Source organism: Vibrio sp. 16, assembly GCF_963681195.1.
Taxonomy (GTDB): domain Bacteria; phylum Pseudomonadota; class Gammaproteobacteria; order Enterobacterales; family Vibrionaceae; genus Vibrio; species Vibrio sinaloensis_D.
This window is the reverse complement of the sequence record NZ_OY808998.1, coordinates 1084915-1102493: the sequence shown is the minus strand read 5'-3', so window position 1 is coordinate 1102493 and position 17579 is coordinate 1084915. Positions and strand designations below refer to the sequence as shown.

The window sequence follows — 17579 nt, the reverse complement described above, 5'->3', positions numbered from 1 at the left end:
CTAATCCACTTTTGGTGGCGTATCAAAGGTATGATGAGGCGCAGGGCTTGGCACAGTCCATTCAAGTCCTTCCGCCCTTTCCCACACTTTAGCCGGCGCTTTTTCTCCGCCGCGAATGCATTTGATCACCAACCAGAGGAAGATCAACTGCGATAGACCAAAAGCAAAACCGCCGATGGAGACAATCTGGTTTACGTCAGCGAACTGAATCGCATAGTCCGGAATTCGCCGTGGCATCCCCGCCAAACCCAAGAAATGCATCGGGAAAAACAGCACATTGACCGAAATAACCGAGCACCAGAAATGCCACAAACTCAGCTTATGGTCATACATGTGTCCGGTCCACTTTGGCAACCAGTAGTAAGCGGCCGCCATAATCGAGAATACAGCCCCAGAGACCAACACATAATGGAAATGGGCCACCACAAAATAGGTATCGTGGTATTGGAAGTCCGCAGGGACAATCGCCAACATAAGCCCAGAGAATCCACCGATGGTAAACAAGATAATGAACGCAATGGCAAACAGCATCGGGGTCTCAAACGTCATCGCCCCTCGCCACATGGTGGCCACCCAGTTGAACACTTTCACGCCTGTCGGCACCGCAATCAACATGGTGCAGTACATAAAGAACAGCTCTGCAAACACCGGCATACCCGTGGTAAACATATGGTGCGCCCAGACTAAGAAAGAGAGCAGCGCGATGCTGCAAGTCGCGTAGACCATCGAATGATAGCCAAACAATTTTTTGCCGCTAAATGCAGGAATAATCGCGGAGATAATGCCAAACGATGGCAAGATCATGATGTAAACCTCAGGATGACCGAAGAACCAGAAAATGTGCTGGAACATCACAGGATCGCCCCCGCCAGCCGCATCAAAAAACGAAGTGCCGAAGTATTTGTCGGTCAATACCATGGTCACTGCGCCTGCGAGCACGGGCATCACCGCAATAAGCAAAAACGCGGTGATCAGCCAAGTCCAAACGAACATTGGCATTTTGAACCAAGTCATCCCAGGGGCGCGCATGTTGACGATGGTAACAATCACATTAATCGCCCCCATAATCGAGCTGATCCCCATGATGTGTACCGAGAATACAAATAGTGCGGTGCTGTCTGGACCATACGTGGTGGACAGTGGCGCATAGAAAGTCCAACCAAAATCAGGACCTCCGCCTTCGGTAAACAGCGAGGCAATAAGAATCAAAAACGCAAAGGGAAGAATCCAAAAGCTGAGGTTGTTCATGCGAGGCAGTGCCATATCTGGCGCCCCAATCATCATTGGAATCATCCAGTTTGCCAAACCAGTAAACGCAGGCATAACGGCACCAAATACCATGATTAGGCCGTGAACGGTCGTCATCTGATTGAAGAACTGAGGATCCACCAATTGCAAGCCCGGCTGGAACAGTTCGGCACGAATGATCATCGCCATCGCGCCTCCGGTCAAAAACATGATGAAGCTAAACCACAGGTAAAGCGTCCCGATGTCTTTGTGGTTTGTGGAATAGAGCCAGCGCGTTATCCCTTTCGCAGGCCCATGATGATCATGCTCTTCAACGACAATCGCACTGTTCGCTCGGCTGATCTCCGCGTCGGCTGCTGGAGCAGATTTGATCTGTTCTGATAACTCAGGTTTGGGCGTTTTCATTGTGCCTCCTCAGATGCGCCAGATTGCGCCGCTTTGAATGCGTTTACGTCAGCAGCTTGAACCACATCACCTGTGTCGTTACCCAAACCGTTTCTTTGGTAAGTAACAACCGCAGCGATTTCTTTGTCCGTCAACTGATTGGCAAACGCCTGCATCGCCGTGCCTGCGCGGCCATTAACAATCACATCAATGTGTTCGCTGATGTCTCCAGTAGCGACTGCACTGCCGGTAATCGCAGGAAACGCGCCCGGAATGCCTGCACCATCTGCTTGGTGACACACAGCACAACGGTCAAGATAGACCTGCATACCAATGTCGATCAGTTCTTGCTTTGAGAGCGTCGCGGTCAATGACGCCGCAGCCTCTTGTTTCGCTTGTTCGATTTGCGCTTTCTTATCTGCAAGCCATTGGTCGTACTGCGTTTCTTCCATAGCGTGCACCACGATGGGCATAAAGCCATGCGCTCGACCACAAAGCTCTGCGCACTGGCCCCGATAAATGCCGGGCTCATCAATTCGCGTCCATGCTTCATTAATAAAACCGGGAATGGTGTCTTTTTTGACTGCGAAATCGGGCACCCACCAAGAGTGGATAACATCGTCCGACGTCATCAAAAAACGGACTTTACGATTGATAGGGAGGACTAAGGGGTTATCGACTTCCAGAAGGTAATGGGCGCCCTTCTCTTCGAGTCCGTCGATCGACTTTTGACTGGTTGCCAACAGGCTAAAAAATTCGACATCTTCATTAAAGTAGCTGTAATGCCACTTCCATTGTGAGCCGGTAATCTTCACCGTTAGGTCCGATTGCGAGGTATCTTCCATCGCAACGAGAGTCTTCGTTGCGGGGATAGCCATCAGGACCAAAATGATGATCGGAATCACCGTCCAAATCACTTCCACCTTGGTGCTTTCATGGAAATTAGCCGCCACCGCTCCTTTCGATTTACGATGGTGATACATGGAATAGAACATAACGCCAAACACAACGACAGCAATCGCAACGCAGATGTAAAAAATCAGCATATGCAAATCGTAAACTTGGCCGCTAATGTCCGTCACACCTTGCGTCATGTTGAAGGTGTTTTCTTCAGCCAGGGTCGTTGCCACGAAGCTCATGTATGTAGCAAGGCCAATACAGACCGATTTGCACAATCGCCACACTGTAACCTGTATTCCTTTCAAAAGACCTCTCCTCTGCCTTAACCACCCGTTAGATGGCTGCTTTGAGGCTCCGTAGCAAAAAAGTCCAACTGAGCCTGCGGGCTTTGAAAATTCCGTTTAAACAGCAAAATTGACGTAATTTGTTATATTTATGTTAATAAAAGCTAGTTGGCGTTTTTCGATTGTGCAAGAAAGTGCTAATCCCTTTTAATAGGACTTCTGTGCAGTTTAGCGATTGCGCTATCACAAATGATAATCGTTATCACTCATAATCTCCCAAATGTCATACACTTGGGATAACGATTAAGAAAGGTAAAGAAACTATGATGGAACAAGTCACGCATTGGTTAGAAAAAGATCCTGATCCTCGTACCCGAGAAGAGCTTCAACTCCTGATTGATGAAAAGCAGTTTGATGAGCTTGATGATCGCTTCAGCCAACGTTTAGAGTTCGGAACGGCAGGTCTACGCGGCAAAGTCGGGTGTGGACCAAATCGGATGAACCGCTTAGTCATTCAAGAAACTGCAACCGGACTTGGTCATTACTTGATTGAACAAGTTGAGAATGCAAAGGAGCGCGGCGTTGTGATCGGTTACGACGGTCGCCCTGACTCAAAACAGTTTTCTCATGATACCGCTGCCGTTTTGACCTCGCTAGGTATCAAGGTTTACTTGACTCACGATGTTGCCGCTACCCCTATCGTTGCATTTGGCGTTCGTCACTTTAACGCGGCAGCGGCCGTGGTGGTAACGGCCAGTCACAACCCTCCTGAGTACAACGGCTTTAAGGTTTACTGGGAGAATGGCGCGCAGATTATTCCGCCTCACGACTCTGGTATCGCAAAAGAGATTGATATTGCCGCGACAAAACCCGTGCCTCTGATGAGTCTTGACGATGCACAAGCGCATCAACTGCTCGTTTGGCTCAAAGAGGAATACTACCAAACCTATCGCCAGACCATGAACAGCAATGCACTGCTGTCTAACCACAATGCCCCTGAAGCAGTCGGTATCGCTTATACTGCGATGCATGGCGTCGGTGCTGAGATGGCAGAAACACTGCTCGCTGATGCAGGCTTCACCAAGGTTTACAGTGTAAAAGAGCAACGTGAACCGGACGGTTCTTTCCCAACGGTCAACTTTCCGAACCCAGAGGAAGCCGGTGCAATGGACATGGTTGTCGCGCTGGCAAAAGCCAACGATGCCGATATTGCCTGCGCCAACGACCCTGATGCGGACCGCTTTGCTGTCTCGGTGAAAAAGCCAAATGGCGAGTATCAAATGCTGACAGGCGATCAAGTCGGTTCACTGTTCGGCCACTACTTGCTGTCTAAAACAGAGGCAAGCGGGCAACTGGTGGGCAACACGATTGTTTCATCAACACTTTTGCAAAAGATCGCTCACTCTTTTGGCGCCGAATACTATCAAACGCTCACTGGCTTTAAATGGCTGACCAATATCGCGATGCAAAAGCAAACACAAGACAAGCAGTTCTTGTTCGCCTATGAGGAAGCATTGGGCTATACCGTGGGTAACAAGGTTTGGGATAAAGATGGTCTTTCTGCTTTAGTGGCGTTTGCTCAACTGACAGCGGAACTAAAAGCGCAAGGCAAAACGATTTGGGATCAGCTAGAGTCGATTTATCGTCAACATGGTATGGTCATCAATGCCCAGCACAGCGCCGCTTTAGATCCGAAAGCGCCGCCAGTGGGCGACAAACTGCGCGCCAATCAACCGACTCAAATTGCCGGTCGACAGGTCGAAGTATTAGAAGATCTTAAAACACTAACCCGTACTCACTCAGACTGCACGGTTGAGAGCATCGATTTACCCGCCAGTGACGTGCTTATCTACCATCTTTCTGGCGGTGCTCGAGTGATTGTTCGACCTTCAGGAACCGAGCCAAAACTTAAGTGTTACTACGAAGTGGTGGAAGAGTTCTCGAGCCAAGAGTCTTTTGAGCAAGCCTACGAAAAAGCAGACCTTGCGATGGACATGCTTATCGCCGAGCACCAACACACGCTCTAAATAAACCAAGCCTCCCATCTCGGGAGGCTTTTTACTATTGGTGAAACATGACTCTCGCCAACAAACCGGGCGGCGTCGTAATACCTGTGGTCATTGATACCACTTGCCCATTTTTGACGATTGCGATGGTGGGCGTGACCGATATTCCCCAACTGCGGAAAATGTCACTTTTTGGATCATTAAGATTATCAAATTGATATTCTCTGTGTGCCATGTAGCGTTGAACACGCCCATCAGCACCTGAGGCTCCAGACACAGCCACAACCGGATAGTACTCACTTAGCCAATCAATCGTCGGTGTGACAAATCGACAAGCGCCACACCATGTCGCCCAAAAGTAGACCACAACAGGCTGCTGATGACTTTGAGCAACCACATCAAAGTATTCTCCACTGATCAGCTCTCCGGTAATGTTCGGGGCATTATCTCTTGGCAGATCTTTAGTGCGATACCAATCAACGGAAACGGCAATCACAATTGCCAGCGCTCCATAGATAGCGAGGTCTTTACTCCAACCTAATAGGCGTTTTTTCATTACCGTACTCCTTTGCTTGCCATGTTCAACGCATCCATAACCACTTGCTCGGTCAAGATAACAGGCAGTGGAATGCCATCGGGGGCATAAGGGCCATAAACGATGTTAAATGGCACTCCGTAGCGACCATTGGCACGCAAATAGTCCGTCACTGCACTGTCTGGGTGAGTCCAATCGCCTTGAATAGTGACCACGTTTTCTGCCAACAGCGTTGAATAGACAGGATCTTGTAAGATGACACCAATTTTGTTGGCTTGGCAGGTGATACACCAATCTGCGGTAACGTTGACAAACACGGTTTTACCCTGTGCAACCGACTGTTCAATCAGGCGATTAGAAAGCGGCTTCCAGTTTGGATCTTGGGGTAATGGTGTAGCCCAATGCTCCGTCGTCACACTGGCAACCAGCAGCGAGCCCGCAAGTGAAAACAGCAAAATAGCGCCGGAGAGCGCCATGGCTTTGTCTCCATATACGCGTTTGATGCGTGCGAGCAACACCACGATGGCAGTCACTGCCAATAAGATAATCCAGAATATGGGTAAATGGTTGGCAAGTAAGTAGAGTAACCAACAACTCGTCGCCAGTAGCATAAGCCCAAACAGCGCTCTGACTTTATTCATCCAGCGGCCCGGCTTTGGCAGCGCTCGAGCGAGGTTTGGCCACATTGCGACCAAAAGCCAAGGCATCGCCATACCCGCCGCCAACGCGGTAAATATCACCAATAGTTCCACGTTGCTGGCTGCTAAGGCGAAAGCCACGGCTGTCCCCAAAAAAGGCGCGGAGCACGGGGTTGCCAGTAAGGTTGCAAATGCACCTTGGCTAAAGTGCCCCCAGTAACGACCGCCTCCTCTGGTCGCAAGCCAAGTGGTGGTATTGGCGGAAAGACGAATCTCAAATAAGCCCAACATATTGCTACCAAACAGCAAAGTCACCAATACCATCAAGCCGATAAACCATGGACTCTGAAATTGAATGCCCCACCCGACCACACTGCCTGTCAGTTTCAACCCCACTAACATCGCAGCCAGTAGCCAAAATGAAACCAAGATCCCCGCAGAAGAAGCTAAGAATTGGCGCCTTACCTCACGACGCTGCAAACCTTGAGTGGACAATACGCTACTCAACTTCATACCAAGTACTGGTAACACGCAAGGCATGATATTGAGTATCAAACCGCCTAAAAACGCGAAACCGAGCATCGCAACGACTGAGGCACTTTGTTCAACCCGCCCGCTCCTTGCGATGACCGACTGCTCGGCTAAAAAATGCTCGTCTTTCATGGAGATACGTAACTCGCGACCGTCAAGATGTACCTCCCCCAACCAGCTTTTTACCACAAATGTTGCAACGGCCGTATTCTGCTCGACGACCAAACCAAGAGGTTTAAATCCGTACTCTTGAGATGACTCAGTCGCCCCATCTACGACCATCTCAGGCAGATGCCAACCTAACGACTTGGCAACTCGAACCTCCAATCGCTGCTGATCTCGGTCCCAAGTGGCTTGAGTGCTTTGAATCAAAGGAGAGGCTTTAGGTACCCTACTGATGGCTTGCGCGTACTGATACACCGCGTCTTCGGACAAAGTGAGCTGTTCTGGGCGAAATGAAAGCTCGAATGGATAGTCGGTCAATACACAAATGGTGGTGCAGGAAGAGAGTCGTAGAGTCGCCTTTAGGTCAACGGGCTGTGACCAATCCTCAATCGTCAAGGTCATCGGGATCACGGTGTCCCCTTGGTAACCCAGGGTATGGATGCCAAGTAGATCAAATTGCTGAGGGTAAGGCCAATGCCAATCAACGTTGCCTAAGTTCTCTGAATCATGCCAGTCAATACTGGGAGCAACACCTCCTTCACCAGGACTGCGCCAGTAGGTTTTCCAACCATCACTCAGCTCGACTTCAAGGAATCCCTCAACCTGTTGTTTGGTTTCATCGACCTGTCCTGTGATCACAAACCGAGTACGCACGGGGGGATGTTCTGGGCTGCTCATCCAGCCAGTTTCGACACTTGCCTGAACTGAGAAGCTCAGTAAAGCGCTTAACATCGTCAATGCAAACAGCATCAGGAAGGCGGAGGTTGATTGAATTCGGTCTCTCATTACTTTTCTCTGGTTATTACACGTGCTCGCACCACCCATAGCAAGGTCATTGGATAGCTTGATTCAGGGCACTGGTCATTTGTTGGCCCCATTATCATAGAGTTACATCGATAAGCGCTAGTGATGTCCTCAAGATCCACCCGCTTCGTTTGTAAGATTCTATTAACATTTCTTAAACCAAAAAATGCATGCCATCCTGTATATAACGGTAAATCCCTTGCCAACCCGCGAAACCAAAGGCGCTTTTCTCCATAAGCCGTCATGGTGCCTGTTTTTCATAAGCGATTAAGATTAAATAATAACAATTCTCATTTGCATCTTTTCTAATTCAACGATTAAATCCCCGTCGAAGTTAAGCGGTGAACAACGTGCTCATCGTAACATCACGTTTTTTGCCGTTCGTTAATCTATAAGGAGATAGGGTGTGGCCTTCATACGCAACCATGTAACTGCCATTTTGCAATCTAAGCCCCAAACCACAAAACTTGCCACTTGTATCGCTGCAGCCTTAGTCAGCCCTTGGCTAAGCGCGAACACCGGACAACATGACCAAGCTTCCGACTCAGTCACCACACTCGATACCATCGTGGTGATCGGTGAGAAAACAGAGCGCAGCATTTATGAGACCGCCTCCAGCGTAAAAGTATTCGACGAGTCGACCATCGAATCGACACCGGGGGCCACCGAAGTCGCTGACCTGATCACGCTCGCGCCGAACGTTGTTGACTCTGGTGTCGGAAACAGTATGCCTTCTGTACGTGGTATTGATGGCTCCGGCCCTTCAGTGGGCGCATTGGCGAGCTTTGCTGGCACATCAACTCGATTGAATCTATCCATTGACGGGCGCTCACTCACCTACTCTGAAATCGCCTTTGGCCCGCGATCGCTTTGGGATGTAGACCAAGTCGAGGTCCACCTTGGCCCGCAAAGTTACATTCAAGGCCAGAATGCCTCTGCGGGTGCGATTGTGATCAAAACCATGGACCCAAGCCACGATTTTGAGGTCAAAGCACGCGCGGGGTACGGTCAGCATGACTACACGCAAACCTCAGCAATGATCAATGCGCCGATAATCAGCGACCAACTGGCATTTCGCCTCAGCGTTGATCATCAAAGTCGCAATAGCCACTTGGATCTAGAAAGCTACAACCCTGCCGGAGACAGTCGCGAGTTTCGTACCACTACCGCGCGAGCAAAACTGTTATTAGAACCAAGTGCCATCGCCGATTTTAAAACCATGCTGACTTTTGATTCTAGCGACACCCATGCCCCACAATCTGAGAATGAAATCGGCGCTTCTTTCCCGGCAAAACGTCCGGTGTATGAAACAGAATCACGCAATGTCATTTGGGATATCGACTGGCAGTTCGCCGATGCTTGGACGTTTGAAAACAGCGTCGTCTACAGTCAATCGAAAGCGGAGCGCATCACTGATCCTGAGGGGTGGCGTGCTGACTTCATCACCGAAGGCACAGAAATGCACATCGAGCCTTTGCTGCGTTACCACGCCGCAGACAATCGACTCACCGCGCTATTTGGTGCGCGTTACTATCGCTCAAAGCAAGATGATCTGTTCACCAATGTGCGCGGAGAAAGCCCTATGGACGGCAAATCCGAGACCAAATCTGCTTTTGCGGAAGCAACCTATGCGATTATTCCCGAAGTCGAAGTGACACTTGCAGGTCGATTTGAGCGCGAGAACAAGCAACGTGAAGTTGACATGCTCAAGCTGGATTATGATGAAACCGAAACCGTGTTCTTGCCAAAGTTTGATATCGCCTTTAGACCGGATTCCCGTCAAACCTATGGTTTCAACGTTGCCAAAGGTTATAACAATGGCGGTGCTGGCGTCAGTTTCCACTCTGAACGTCAAGGACCAATGAAACCTTACGCCTTTGAAACGGAAAGTGTCTGGAACTATGAGCTCTACACTCGCCACGGCTTAAACGATGGAAAAATCGAGCTGACGTCTAACGTATTCTACAACGACTACGAAGACATGCAGATTCAACAAAACCTTGCTGACGGCTATGTTGCAATTCAAAACCTAGATTCAGCCTCCACCTACGGTGCTGAGCTCGGAGCACGTTGGTCGCCAAGCTACCAATTGGAGCTGTTTACCAACTTAGGTTTATTAAAGACTCGCTATAAACAAACCAAGGCCGCAGGTGGTGACAACAAAGAGCTGCCTCGCGCTCCTGCACTGACCGCAAACATGCGCGCCTTGTATGCGATTACCGACAATTTGGAAATCTCGGGCAACGCGCAGTACACAGGCAAATACTACTCCGATTTGAAGAACAGTGACGACCAAGAGATCAAACCGTATTGGACAGCCAATATGCAGCTCTCCTACTTGTTTGAAAATGGTCGAGCCAGTCTTTACGCCACGAACCTGTTTGACTCTGATAAACGAACGTTAGTTAGCCACCATACGGCAGTTGACCAGCCAATCAGACAAGCTCCTCGTACAATTGGCGCAAACCTTGAACTCTTCTTCTAACTTCAATGCGAAGCCCTAGTGGCTTCGCTTTTTGACATGGTAGTCGTAATGAAATTTCTCACCACACTTCTTACTCTTACACTAAGCTGGGCGATGCCTGCACTGGCGACATCAGTGACGATCACACACGCGCTTGGCGAAACCACCTTAGAGAAAAACCCGCAACGAGTGGTTGTTCTTGGTGTGGGCGCTCTCGATATGTTGACGGCCTTTGGCATTAACCCTATCGCCACTTCTCAAGACTATCTTCCTGAGTACCTCGAGAAGTACACTCAAGCGCCTTACACCTCAGCAGGAACAATTTTCGAACCTGACTTTGAAGGCATTTATACACTCAAACCTGACGTCATCTTCATTGGGCCGCGAGCTGCAAAAGGCTATCAAGATTTATCAAAGATCGCACCGACCATCGTCATTTCTCCCTCAGATACGGGCAGTTACTGGAAAAGCACTCAGCAGCAATGGCGTAACCTAGCGGCTATTTTCGAAATTTCAGACCGTGTAGAAACGACGATTCAGCGTTTGGATAAGGAGTTCAAAGCCATTCACCAGTTCACCCAAACTCACCCATCAAGCGCACTTACAGTGATGAGTGCAGGCGGTGTGGTGACAGCATTTTCCGAGGATTCTCGCTTTGGCTCATCGATATACATGGATTTTGGTTTCACTCAAGCAGCACCGGGACTGAAAACAAAACGACATGGAGACGCCATTTCGTTCGAGTTCATCAATAAGGTAAACCCAGAACATCTCATCATCCTTGACGCGGATAAACTACGAAACCAGTTTTCTAGCCGCACGAAAGAGGAGTTCAGCAACCCTCTGATTGAAGCCACCTTGTCACACAAAAACGACAACATCCTATACGTTGATATGAACGCTTGGTATCTGGCAATGGGCGGCGTGGTCGCAACAGAGCGCATGCTTGCAGAAGTCAAACAGTTAATTGATTTGCCACGAAAGGGATAAATCATGAGTGACCGCAAACCTATTGTCATCGGCATGGCGCTCGCAATGAGTTGGTTGACCCGCTCAGCATGGCGACGAGAAGAAAGTGATGTCGAGCACTTATTCGATTTAGAACACTATGTCTCGCTCGCGCAGCAAGCGGAACAAGCCAAACTCGATTTCCTTTTCGCGCCCGACACCTTGTTTCTGGCTAAGGAAGCCCTAGCCCATGAAGCGGGATTTACGGGTTTCGATCCAACAACGCTGATCGCGGCCATGGCATCACATACCCATCGTATCGGTCTGGTTTCTACCGTATCCACCACTTTTACTCCACCCTACATTGCCGCGCGTCAGTTGCAATCATTGAACTGGTTAACCAAAGGGCGTGCAGGTTGGAATATTGTGACCGCGCTAGGCGGGAACGAAAACTTCGGCTTAGAGACCATGCCTTCTTCGCAGCAGCGCTACGCCAAAGCGCACGAGTTTGTTGAGGTGGTCAACCGACTGTGGCAAAGCTACCCGCACACAGCAATCAAAGCGGATAGAGCCAGTGGGCAGTTCGCTAACGTAGACGACATTGAAGAAATTCACCACCATGGCGAGTTCTTTGATGTCCTTGGACCATTGAACATTCCCACCCACCCATCTGGGCGAATGCCATTCTTCCAAGCGGGCGCTTCCGATGCGGGGAGAAACTTTGCAGCGCACGTCGCCGACGTAATGTTTGCAGCCACGCCCGATATAGAATCAGGCATTGCGCTCAAACAAGATCTTGCTTCGCGTTGTCAGCAAATCGGGCGCTCACCCTCAGCGCTCAAGGTACTTCCGGGAGTGGCTCTCTATTTAGCGAAGTCAGAGCAAGAAGCGCACGACTTGTTTACAGAGACGCACAAAGCGTTTGACCCTGCCAAGCATTTCGCACATTTACACAAAGCATTGGGAATCGATTTTTCCAACCACAACCTTGATGACGTAGTAGAAGTTAACTCACTTGCAAAAGGATTTATCCCATATAGCCAAACCCATACAGACTTACTCCTTACCTATATCCAGCGCGAATCACCTACGCTGCGCCAACTGCTGGCAAGGCCCGAAGTTATCGGCTCTTCTCACTGGTTGATTATTGGTACAGTACAGCAAGCGTATGACGACATCGTCCAACGCTTGGAACAAGGCGCTGCTGACGGATTTATCGCAGTTCCGGGTGGGTCAAAAGAATCGATGCGACTCTTCTTTGAATCACTGATTCCAATGCTGCAACAAAATGGCTGGTTTAAGTCTGAATACCATGGTGACACACTCGCCACGCATCTAACTGAGCAAGCGCTATAAACTAAAAACCCGATAAACTGAGTTTATCGGGTTTTGCTCTTACGTGACTTTGGTAATACCTCAGTCCGTACACTTCACCTTGAACTTGGCTGCAAATTTCTGATGGCTGAGATAGTTGAGTGTTTCAGTAAACGAAACTTCTGCGTTCTCATCGATGCTCGACTTCAACCTATCAAGCACCTTGGGTTGTGTTTGCAGATCGGCGATAAAGTCATGCGCTTGGCTACTCGCGTTAGCACAGAATACGACATCAATCGGATCGCTTGGTTTGATCTCAAGCTGGCCAACAAAGCATTCCGTCTCATTGTCGGGTTTTAGACCTTTGATATTAAACGCCATACTCGAGGGAGCAGAGCATGACAACGCCACCGTTTGTTCACTAACCGTTGTCTGTGTACAGGCAGCCAAAGGCAGTATCATTAATAGTGCACGCTTCATTTTGCTTCTACACCGTACTTCACTAACTCATCACGGGTCATGTAATGCATATCTTGAGGCTTCGCTGCGTCCAACGTAAACCAATAGAAGTCGGTATCAATACCCAAGGTTTCGTAATACTTGAGGTAACGTTGATGTTCTTGATGATCACGTGGTAGCGTCGACCCATCCATGCCATCTGTTGACGCCCAAGAGTGAACACCAATTTTTGCGCCCGGTTCAACCGTACGTTTTACGCCTGCTAAAAACAGGTCCGTTCCGCCAGAGGCGATGTGTCCGTTTTTGCCAATGACACTGTTCATGCCCGCATCACGAACCATATAACCAAGTTCGGTGTTTGCCTCATCATCTGCTGAACCATTAATGTTTTTAAAGACGAGTGTATTCACTTGAGGTGAGCCCTCAAGCATATCTTCAAAAGTATCAGGAGAACCACTACACACCACGCCCGAAAGAGTGGCGACGTTACCTTTCACGTAAAAAGTGAGCGCTTTATCGCCATCAAGCGACATGTCACATTTGGACGAGTAAATATTGTCGTAATTATTTGCATTACAGCCCACGACAACCAAAGTCGCTAACAGTGCCAGTTTTTTCATCGCGATACCCTCTGTTGGCTCAACCGGTCTACACCCAGTCAATCGGAAACAAAATTACTGGAAGTGCCCATGACACCTCCCTTGATGGCACCGAAGATTAGCATAGCGACCTTGGTTGCAGTGTAAGCGATTGTAATGGTATCGACTTGGCTCTATACGCTCTCAACTATGCAACAGCAATCTGCTTTTGAAGGAAAATCTTGTCGACCCCTGGAGTCGGAAAACCGGTGTAGCGCCCGACTTCTTTAAAACCTAACTTGGCATAAAAGCCTGGCGCCTGAAACGTATAGGTATCTAAATAAAGATGGGTCACGCCGTGTGCTTTCGCTTGCTCTTCTAGAGTTTCCATTAATTTACGTCCCATTCCTACAGAGCGGTGCTGGTCATCGAGCCATAAAAACTCGACAAACAGCGTATTGGTGAAAATCTCCCCCGTCAGGCCACCGAGAAAACGCCCTTCTTCATCTTCAGCAATGCACGCCAACGATTGAATGTCCTCATCCGGAAAGTGCTTTAGGTTAAACGCTTTCAAACCTTCATAAATGCGTTCTTTGATATTTTTCGGTGGGTTGAACATGAAATGCACGTGCATAAGATTCCTTCCTTTAGATAGCAAAAAGGCCGGCAACTGCCGACCTTTTGTTAGGGATAACTGATCGTTAGCTCGCAAATGAGCTTAACATCCAAATGGCGAGAAGAACAAAGATTGCGCCCATAAATTTGTGTTGATAGGTACGAAACTTTGCGTTTTCTAACAGAGGTTTACCTAGCGTTCCCACTAACGCGACCAATAACAAATTAAACGCGAGTCCAAGCACGTTAAGCAGCAGCCCTAACGCAAGCATCTGCTCCCCAGATGTGGCTGAGATGTTGCTCGAAACGAACTGCGGCAGGAACATAACAAAGAACACCAAAGCCTTCGGGTTGAGCAAATTACTCACCAAGGCGCGTTGATAAAACGTGGTCGCCATTGTGCGTTCGCCATTTAGCTCTGGTGCGTCTGCGGCGCTTGCACGCAAACAGTCCCACCCCATTTTAAGTAGGTACGCGCCACCTAAAAGGTGAAGCGCCTTAAGGGCGATAGGACTCATCGCAATTAATGCTGATACCCCCAAGGCCGCTAACAAGGTCAGAATAATCCCCGAGGTCGCATTGCCCAAGCTGGCAAATACGCCCACCTTGCGTCCATAGCTCATACTGGAGCTCGCAATCAACAGCATATCGGGACCAGGAAGCAGTAAAAGTGCAACAACAGCCGTGAGATACACCGGCAGCACAGAAATATCGATCATTTTTTAGTATTACATAGACAGCAAAGCGCGGAATTTTATACCAACATTAACTCCCCATCCATAGTAAATATATAACTTATTTACCCATTTTCAGCACAATGAAATTCACTTAGTTATATTAATCTTAGTAAGCAAAAAGCAATTTTGTACAAAAGTTCCAAATATCGATAGGCTAAACTGTCCGCATCACAATCAATAGGGATGATGAATGACAGCGCAAAAGGGAAAAGAGTCGGCTCATTTTCAGCTCGCCAGTGAACTGGGGGGCCTTGAACTGCTAGACGCCAAGTACACAAACCAGAACTTTTCTCGCCACAGCCACGAAGGCTATACCATCGGTGTCATTGAAAAAGGGGCGCAGCGCTTCTATCGCACTGGCGGCAATCATATCGCGCCGCAAGACAGTATTATTTTGGTCAACGCTGATGAAGTGCACAACGGTCAAACCGCCACCGAGGGCGGCTGGGAATACAAAGCGATGTATCCTCTGCCAGAGCAGTTTGCTCAAATGACAGACGGGCTCAATCCTGCGTCGTCTGTCCCCTACTTTCCTGAGCCTGTCGTCTACGATCCTGAACTTGCTCAGCAATTAAGGCTTGTGTTCGATACCTTGGCACAATCAGACAATCGCCTACTTCGCGAAACCTTGGTCTACGGCACTTTGGTGAAACTGGCCGCGAAACACAGTAAAACTCGCGCGATGTGGGAGCCCACAACGCGAAGCCAACGTCAATTGCTGCTGGTCAAAGAGTTTCTCGATGACTTTCCGCAAGCCGATGTTAGCCTTGAAGATCTCTCTAAACTGGCGGGGCTCAGCCCTTACTATCTCGCGCGCAGCTTTCAAAAAGAGTTCGGCTTGCCACCGCACGCCTATCAGATTCAATCTCGACTGCGGGTAGCGAAACGACTGCTGCGCCAAGGGGTACGTATTTCCGATGTCGCGCAAGAGTGTGGTTTCCATGATCAAAGCCATCTTCACCGACACTTTAAGCGCGCTCTAGGCGTTACTCCGAAGCAATACGTGAGCGGCAAATAAGCGCAATTTTGTACAATTTTATCCTCGCGGCTTGTGACGTAATGATGACTCACTCCAACAAGCAGAAGCGATAGCCAATAATGATGAGTAGTATAAGTTTGACTTCAATTGATAAAGCCAGCAATGGCAAGCTGTTTATGCAAGGCACACTTGCAATGGTTCCCTTGAGCATTGCCGTCATCCCTTGGGGCCTATTGGCGGGTTCGTTCGCCATTGAAGCGGGACTTACCGTGTGGGAAAGCCAAGCGCTTTCAGCCATTTTGTTCGCAGGCTCAGCGCAACTTGTTGCCACAGGTATGCTAAAGGCAGGGGCATCCCTCGCGACCATGCTATTGGCGACCTTCTTTATCACCTCTCGCCATCTACTTTACAGCGTATCCATGCGCTCAAAAGTGAGCCCGCTGCCGTTAAAATGGCGATTGGCGTTAGGTTTTTTGCTTACCGATGAATTGTTTGCAATTTGTGGCCAACAGTCTGATAAGCAATTTAATCGATGGTATGCGCTAGGGGCAGGATTGAGTTTCTATTTATGTTGGAACCTTGCCACACTGGTCGGCATTGTGGCGGGCAGTTATATCCCCGCGATGAACGAGTTAGGATTAGAGTTTGCCGTCGCTGCGACCTTTATCGCCATCATCATCCCCAACGTTAAAAACGCCCCTATTCTGATTGCCGTATTGGTTTCGTTGACGCTGTCCGTCTTATGTAGCTACTTAAACGTCGAGTCAGGACTCATGATCGCAAGCATTGGTGGCATGCTCGCAGGGTATGTCGCGGAAACACTTAAAGGAGGCAAGTAATGGTAATGCTCTCAATTTTGGCCATGACGCTACTGGTTTTTGTTAGCCGCTACCTGTTTTTGGAGCCGAAACTGCCTCTCAGACTAAACCCACAAGCGCAGCGTCTACTGAGTTACTCGAGCCCCGCCGTGCTGACCGCAATTTGGGCTCCCATCGTATTTATGCCGGAAAACGAACTTTGGCTTTCACACAGTAACCCTTATTTAATCGGTGCCGTGATTGCTGCCATCATTGCTTGGAAAACCGGTAACGTTCTGCTGACGACCATTGTCAGTATGGTGATTTTCTTAGCGTTAAAACTGCTCTAGCCAAAAAGAGCAGCGATAAGCAGCAGAGCGATGGCAATGATTAACGTCACCTTAACCAGCAAGCCCAATTGAGACGTTCCCCCGCGTGGCGATTGGTTACAACAGCCCATAAAAAACCTCTGATTGTTGTCTACAATCAGAGGTTAAACCCTTACCCTGGGTGAATGTAAAGCCGTATGTCCGATTGATTACTGCGCGACCCATTCAATCTCTATTAAAGTGGATTCGCGCGACTTCAAGCGGGCAAGAAAGACATCTCCGCTATGGACTTCTCCTACTCCTTTGGGCGTTCCTGTCATCACGACATCGCCATCACACAGCGTCGTATAGGATTTAAGCTCATTGAGAATCACTCTCGGTGAATAGATCATTTGCGATACGTCGCCTTTTTGTACTCGAACGCAGTTGATAAACAGTTCTATCTCAAGCGAGTCCATCTCCAGCCCTGCAACGGGTATAAAGCGACTGAACACCGCAGAACCATCAAACGCCTTCGCGCGCTCCCACGGTAAGCCCTTACCCTTGAGCTGTCCTTGCAACGCACGTTTGGTGAGATCAAGACCGAGGCCAACCGCTTGATACTTGCCATCTTTGATCAAAAAGCAGATTTCCGCTTCGTAGTGCAAACGCTCATGATGATAGGAGTTCAACACAGATGTTATGGAAGTTGAGGGCTTATTAAACACCACCATTTCGTCGGGAATGGCGTTGTCTAACTCATGGATATGCTCTAAATAGTTGCGCCCAATACAGAGTACTTTTGATGGACGAATCAATTCATCGCCAAGCTTTACCGAATACATAATGTCTTCCCTGAACGTTTACATAAGCGCATGATTTTAA

The 17579-nt window shown here is 48.9% G+C and carries 16 protein-coding genes; 7 read left to right on the top strand and 9 right to left on the bottom strand.

Annotation, left to right across the window (positions count from 1 at the left end; genetic code table 11):
- A complete protein-coding gene (ctaD, locus tag U9J37_RS19265) occupies positions 1–1653 on the bottom strand; it encodes a cytochrome c oxidase subunit I (RefSeq protein WP_005469993.1) in 1653 nt (550 codons plus the stop codon).
- A complete protein-coding gene (coxB, locus tag U9J37_RS19260; RefSeq protein WP_005470254.1) occupies positions 1650–2771 on the bottom strand; it encodes a cytochrome c oxidase subunit II in 1122 nt (373 codons plus the stop codon). Before coxB ends, ctaD begins: the two co-directional genes overlap by 4 nt.
- 368 nt (positions 2772–3139) lie before the next feature.
- Here coxB and U9J37_RS19255 point away from each other — a divergent pair, with 368 nt between their 5' ends.
- Positions 3140–4843, top strand: a complete 1704-nt coding sequence (locus tag U9J37_RS19255) for a phospho-sugar mutase (protein ID WP_005470110.1) — start codon at positions 3140–3142, stop codon at positions 4841–4843.
- A gap of 34 nt (positions 4844–4877) precedes the next feature.
- Here the strand turns inward: U9J37_RS19255 and U9J37_RS19250 are convergent, their stop codons facing one another.
- Positions 4878–5378, bottom strand: a complete 501-nt coding sequence (locus U9J37_RS19250) for a protein disulfide oxidoreductase (RefSeq protein ID WP_005470230.1) — start codon at positions 5376–5378, stop codon at positions 4878–4880.
- Positions 5378–7477, bottom strand: a complete 2100-nt coding sequence (locus U9J37_RS19245; protein ID WP_043886572.1) for a cytochrome c biogenesis protein CcdA — start codon at positions 7475–7477, stop codon at positions 5378–5380. The genes U9J37_RS19250 and U9J37_RS19245 overlap by 1 nt, the downstream gene beginning before the upstream one ends.
- Positions 7478–7901: 424 nt before the next feature.
- Here U9J37_RS19245 and U9J37_RS19240 point away from each other — a divergent pair, with 424 nt between their 5' ends.
- From U9J37_RS19240 to U9J37_RS19230, 3 genes are read left to right on the top strand one after another with little or no spacing between them, the layout of a single operon-like run.
- Positions 7902–9980: a TonB-dependent receptor gene (locus U9J37_RS19240; protein WP_232280795.1), complete on the top strand. Its 2079-nt coding sequence runs from the start codon at positions 7902–7904 to the stop codon at positions 9978–9980.
- Positions 9981–10028: 48 nt separating this feature from the next.
- Positions 10029–10949 carry a siderophore ABC transporter substrate-binding protein gene (locus U9J37_RS19235; protein ID WP_043886574.1) on the top strand — a complete coding sequence of 307 codons (921 nt, stop codon included), beginning with the start codon at positions 10029–10031 and terminating at the stop codon, positions 10947–10949.
- Positions 10950–10952: 3 nt separating this feature from the next.
- A complete protein-coding gene (locus tag U9J37_RS19230; protein ID WP_005470275.1) occupies positions 10953–12263 on the top strand; it encodes an NtaA/DmoA family FMN-dependent monooxygenase in 1311 nt (436 codons plus the stop codon).
- A gap of 60 nt (positions 12264–12323) precedes the next feature.
- On the opposite strand, the gene U9J37_RS19225 is transcribed toward U9J37_RS19230, so the two are convergent.
- The 4 genes from U9J37_RS19225 to U9J37_RS19210 all read right to left on the bottom strand — a co-directional run bounded on the left by U9J37_RS19225 (position 12324) and on the right by U9J37_RS19210 (position 14592).
- Positions 12324–12701 carry a hypothetical protein gene (locus U9J37_RS19225; protein WP_043886576.1) on the bottom strand — a complete coding sequence of 126 codons (378 nt, stop codon included), beginning with the start codon at positions 12699–12701 and terminating at the stop codon, positions 12324–12326.
- A complete protein-coding gene (locus U9J37_RS19220) occupies positions 12698–13300 on the bottom strand; it encodes a COG3904 family protein (RefSeq protein ID WP_005469908.1) in 603 nt (200 codons plus the stop codon). The genes U9J37_RS19225 and U9J37_RS19220 overlap by 4 nt, the downstream gene beginning before the upstream one ends.
- Before the next feature lie 166 nt (positions 13301–13466).
- Positions 13467–13892 (bottom strand): GNAT family N-acetyltransferase, encoded by a 426-nt coding sequence (locus U9J37_RS19215; RefSeq protein ID WP_043886578.1) that lies wholly within the window; start codon positions 13890–13892, stop codon positions 13467–13469.
- Positions 13893–13959: 67 nt separating this feature from the next.
- Positions 13960–14592, bottom strand: coding sequence for a LysE family translocator (locus U9J37_RS19210; protein WP_005470191.1), 633 nt, complete (start codon positions 14590–14592; stop codon positions 13960–13962).
- 208 nt (positions 14593–14800) lie between these two features.
- Between U9J37_RS19210 and U9J37_RS19205 the strand changes: the two genes are divergently transcribed.
- The 3 genes from U9J37_RS19205 to U9J37_RS19195 all read left to right on the top strand — a co-directional run bounded on the left by U9J37_RS19205 (position 14801) and on the right by U9J37_RS19195 (position 16736).
- A complete protein-coding gene (locus tag U9J37_RS19205) occupies positions 14801–15628 on the top strand; it encodes an AraC family transcriptional regulator (RefSeq protein WP_005470079.1) in 828 nt (275 codons plus the stop codon).
- Positions 15629–15711: 83 nt separating this feature from the next.
- Positions 15712–16428, top strand: coding sequence for an AzlC family ABC transporter permease (locus tag U9J37_RS19200; RefSeq protein WP_043886608.1), 717 nt, complete (start codon positions 15712–15714; stop codon positions 16426–16428).
- Positions 16428–16736, top strand: coding sequence for an AzlD domain-containing protein (locus U9J37_RS19195; protein WP_005469949.1), 309 nt, complete (start codon positions 16428–16430; stop codon positions 16734–16736). Before U9J37_RS19200 ends, U9J37_RS19195 begins: the two co-directional genes overlap by 1 nt.
- A gap of 188 nt (positions 16737–16924) precedes the next feature.
- Here U9J37_RS19195 and U9J37_RS19190 read toward each other — a convergent pair whose 3' ends face one another.
- Positions 16925–17539 carry a fumarylacetoacetate hydrolase family protein gene (locus U9J37_RS19190; RefSeq protein ID WP_005469969.1) on the bottom strand — a complete coding sequence of 205 codons (615 nt, stop codon included), beginning with the start codon at positions 17537–17539 and terminating at the stop codon, positions 16925–16927.
- Positions 17540–17579: the final 40 nt, after the last annotated feature.

Coding starts and splice junctions, on each gene's coding strand:
- ctaD (WP_005469993.1), bottom strand. CDS start 1,653: ATGAAAACGCCCAAACCTGAGTTATCAGAACAGATCAAATCTGCTCCA.
- coxB (WP_005470254.1), bottom strand. CDS start 2,771: ATGAGCTTCGTGGCAACGACCCTGGCTGAAGAAAACACCTTCAACATG.
- U9J37_RS19255 (WP_005470110.1), top strand. CDS start 3,140: ATGATGGAACAAGTCACGCATTGGTTAGAAAAAGATCCTGATCCTCGT.
- U9J37_RS19250 (WP_005470230.1), bottom strand. CDS start 5,378: ATGAAAAAACGCCTATTAGGTTGGAGTAAAGACCTCGCTATCTATGGA.
- U9J37_RS19245 (WP_043886572.1), bottom strand. CDS start 7,477: ATGAGAGACCGAATTCAATCAACCTCCGCCTTCCTGATGCTGTTTGCA.
- U9J37_RS19235 (WP_043886574.1), top strand. CDS start 10,029: ATGAAATTTCTCACCACACTTCTTACTCTTACACTAAGCTGGGCGATG.
- U9J37_RS19230 (WP_005470275.1), top strand. CDS start 10,953: ATGAGTGACCGCAAACCTATTGTCATCGGCATGGCGCTCGCAATGAGT.
- U9J37_RS19225 (WP_043886576.1), bottom strand. CDS start 12,701: ATGAAGCGTGCACTATTAATGATACTGCCTTTGGCTGCCTGTACACAG.
- U9J37_RS19220 (WP_005469908.1), bottom strand. CDS start 13,300: ATGAAAAAACTGGCACTGTTAGCGACTTTGGTTGTCGTGGGCTGTAAT.
- U9J37_RS19215 (WP_043886578.1), bottom strand. CDS start 13,892: ATGCACGTGCATTTCATGTTCAACCCACCGAAAAATATCAAAGAACGC.
- U9J37_RS19210 (WP_005470191.1), bottom strand. CDS start 14,592: ATGATCGATATTTCTGTGCTGCCGGTGTATCTCACGGCTGTTGTTGCA.
- U9J37_RS19205 (WP_005470079.1), top strand. CDS start 14,801: ATGACAGCGCAAAAGGGAAAAGAGTCGGCTCATTTTCAGCTCGCCAGT.
- U9J37_RS19200 (WP_043886608.1), top strand. CDS start 15,712: ATGAGTAGTATAAGTTTGACTTCAATTGATAAAGCCAGCAATGGCAAG.
- U9J37_RS19195 (WP_005469949.1), top strand. CDS start 16,428: ATGGTAATGCTCTCAATTTTGGCCATGACGCTACTGGTTTTTGTTAGC.
- U9J37_RS19190 (WP_005469969.1), bottom strand. CDS start 17,539: ATGTATTCGGTAAAGCTTGGCGATGAATTGATTCGTCCATCAAAAGTA.